This is a genomic window from Bacillus sp. L_1B0_5 (assembly GCF_000836715.1).
In the GTDB taxonomy this organism is placed as follows: domain Bacteria; phylum Bacillota; class Bacilli; order Bacillales; family Bacillaceae_G; genus Bacillus_A; species Bacillus_A thuringiensis_S.
In genome coordinates this window covers 1-2986 of record NZ_JXIS01000110.1, presented here as the reverse complement: position 1 = coordinate 2986, position 2986 = coordinate 1, and the positions used below count along the sequence as shown (strand labels likewise).

Genomic DNA, 2986 nt, shown 5'->3' with positions numbered 1-2986 from the left:
GTATGTTCTTTGAAAACTAGATAACAGTGTAGCTCATATTTTTTTAATTTTAGTTTGGTTAAGTTAGAAAGGGCGCACGGTGGATGCCTTGACACTAGGAGTCGATGAAGGACGGGACTAACGCCGATATGCTTCGGGGAGCTGTAAGTAAGCTTTGATCCGAAGATTTCCGAATGGGGAAACCCACTATACGTAATGGTATGGTATCCTTACCTGAATACATAGGGTATGGAAGACAGACCCAGGGAACTGAAACATCTAAGTACCTGGAGGAAGAGAAAGCAAATGCGATTTCCTGAGTAGCGGCGAGCGAAACGGAACATAGCCCAAACCAAGAGGCTTGCCTCTTGGGGTTGTAGGACATTCTATACGGAGTTACAAAGGAACGAGGTAGACGAAGCGACCTGGAAAGGTCCGTCGTAGAGGGTAACAACCCCGTAGTCGAAACTTCGTTCTCTCTTGAATGTATCCTGAGTACGGCGGAACACGTGAAATTCCGTCGGAATCTGGGAGGACCATCTCCCAAGGCTAAATACTCCCTAGTGATCGATAGTGAACCAGTACCGTGAGGGAAAGGTGAAAAGCACCCCGGAAGGGGAGTGAAAGAGATCCTGAAACCGTGTGCCTACAAATAGTCAGAGCCCGTTAATGGGTGATGGCGTGCCTTTTGTAGAATGAACCGGCGAGTTACGATCCCGTGCAAGGTTAAGCTGAAGAGGCGGAGCCGCAGCGAAAGCGAGTCTGAATAGGGCGTTTAGTACGTGGTCGTAGACCCGAAACCAGGTGATCTACCCATGTCCAGGGTGAAGTTCAGGTAACACTGAATGGAGGCCCGAACCCACGCACGTTGAAAAGTGCGGGGATGAGGTGTGGGTAGCGGAGAAATTCCAATCGAACCTGGAGATAGCTGGTTCTCCCCGAAATAGCTTTAGGGCTAGCCTTAAGTGTAAGAGTCTTGGAGGTAGAGCACTGATTGAACTAGGGGTCCTCATCGGATTACCGAATTCAGTCAAACTCCGAATGCCAATGACTTATCCTTAGGAGTCAGACTGCGAGTGATAAGATCCGTAGTCAAGAGGGAAACAGCCCAGATCGCCAGCTAAGGTCCCAAAGTGTGTATTAAGTGGAAAAGGATGTGGAGTTGCTTAGACAACTAGGATGTTGGCTTAGAAGCAGCCACCATTTAAAGAGTGCGTAATAGCTCACTAGTCGAGTGACTCTGCGCCGAAAATGTACCGGGGCTAAATACACCACCGAAGCTGCGAATTGATACCAATGGTATCAGTGGTAGGGGAGCGTTCTAAGTGCAGTGAAGTCAGACCGGAAGGACTGGTGGAGCGCTTAGAAGTGAGAATGCCGGTATGAGTAGCGAAAGACGGGTGAGAATCCCGTCCACCGAATGCCTAAGGTTTCCTGAGGAAGGCTCGTCCGCTCAGGGTTAGTCAGGACCTAAGCCGAGGCCGACAGGCGTAGGCGATGGACAACAGGTTGATATTCCTGTACCACCTCTTTATCGTTTGAGCAATGGAGGGACGCAGAAGGATAGAAGAAGCGTGCGATTGGTTGTGCACGTCCAAGCAGTTAGGCTGATAAGTAGGCAAATCCGCTTATCGTGAAGGCTGAGCTGTGATGGGGAAGCTCCTTATGGAGCGAAGTCTTTGATTCCCCGCTGCCAAGAAAAGCTTCTAGCGAGATAAAAGGTGCCTGTACCGCAAACCGACACAGGTAGGCGAGGAGAGAATCCTAAGGTGTGCGAGAGAACTCTGGTTAAGGAACTCGGCAAAATGACCCCGTAACTTCGGGAGAAGGGGTGCTTTCTTAACGGAAAGCCGCAGTGAATAGGCCCAAGCGACTGTTTAGCAAAAACACAGCTCTCTGCGAAGCCGTAAGGCGAAGTATAGGGGGTGACACCTGCCCGGTGCTGGAAGGTTAAGGAGAGGGGTTAGCGTAAGCGAAGCTCTGAACTGAAGCCCCAGTAAACGGCGGCCGTAACTATAACGGTCCTAAGGTAGCGAAATTCCTTGTCGGGTAAGTTCCGACCCGCACGAAAGGTGTAACGATTTGGGCACTGTCTCAACCAGAGACTCGGTGAAATTATAGTACCTGTGAAGATGCAGGTTACCCGCGACAGGACGGAAAGACCCCGTGGAGCTTTACTGTAGCCTGATATTGAATTTTGGTACAGTTTGTACAGGATAGGCGGGAGCCATTGAAACCGGAGCGCTAGCTTCGGTGGAGGCGCTGGTGGGATACCGCCCTGACTGTATTGAAATTCTAACCTACGGGTCTTATCGACCCGGGAGACAGTGTCAGGTGGGCAGTTTGACTGGGGCGGTCGCCTCCTAAAGTGTAACGGAGGCGCCCAAAGGTTCCCTCAGAATGGTTGGAAATCATTCGTAGAGTGCAAAGGCATAAGGGAGCTTGACTGCGAGACCTACAAGTCGAGCAGGGACGAAAGTCGGGCTTAGTGATCCGGTGGTTCCGCATGGAAGGGCCATCGCTCAACGGATAAAAGCTACCCCGGGGATAACAGGCTTATCTCCCCCAAGAGTCCACATCGACGGGGAGGTTTGGCACCTCGATGTCGGCTCATCGCATCCTGGGGCTGTAGTCGGTCCCAAGGGTTGGGCTGTTCGCCCATTAAAGCGGTACGCGAGCTGGGTTCAGAACGTCGTGAGACAGTTCGGTCCCTATCCGTCGTGGGCGTAGGAAATTTGAGAGGAGCTGTCCTTAGTACGAGAGGACCGGGATGGACGCACCGCTGGTGTACCAGTTGTTCTGCCAAGGGCATAGCTGGGTAGCTATGTGCGGAAGGGATAAGTGCTGAAAGCATCTAAGCATGAAGCCCCCCTCAAGATGAGATTTCCCATAGCGTAAGCTAGTAAGATCCCTGAAAGATGATCAGGTTGATAGGTTCGAGGTGGAAGCATGGTGACATGTGGAGCTGACGAATACTAATAGATCGAGGACTTAACCATATAATATG

The 2986-nt window shown here is 51.2% G+C and carries 1 rRNA gene; it reads left to right on the top strand.

Annotation, left to right across the window (positions count from 1 at the left end):
* Positions 1-56: 56 nt before the first annotated feature.
* A 23S ribosomal RNA gene (locus RT27_RS27350) occupies positions 57-2978 on the top strand.
* Positions 2979-2986: the final 8 nt, after the last annotated feature.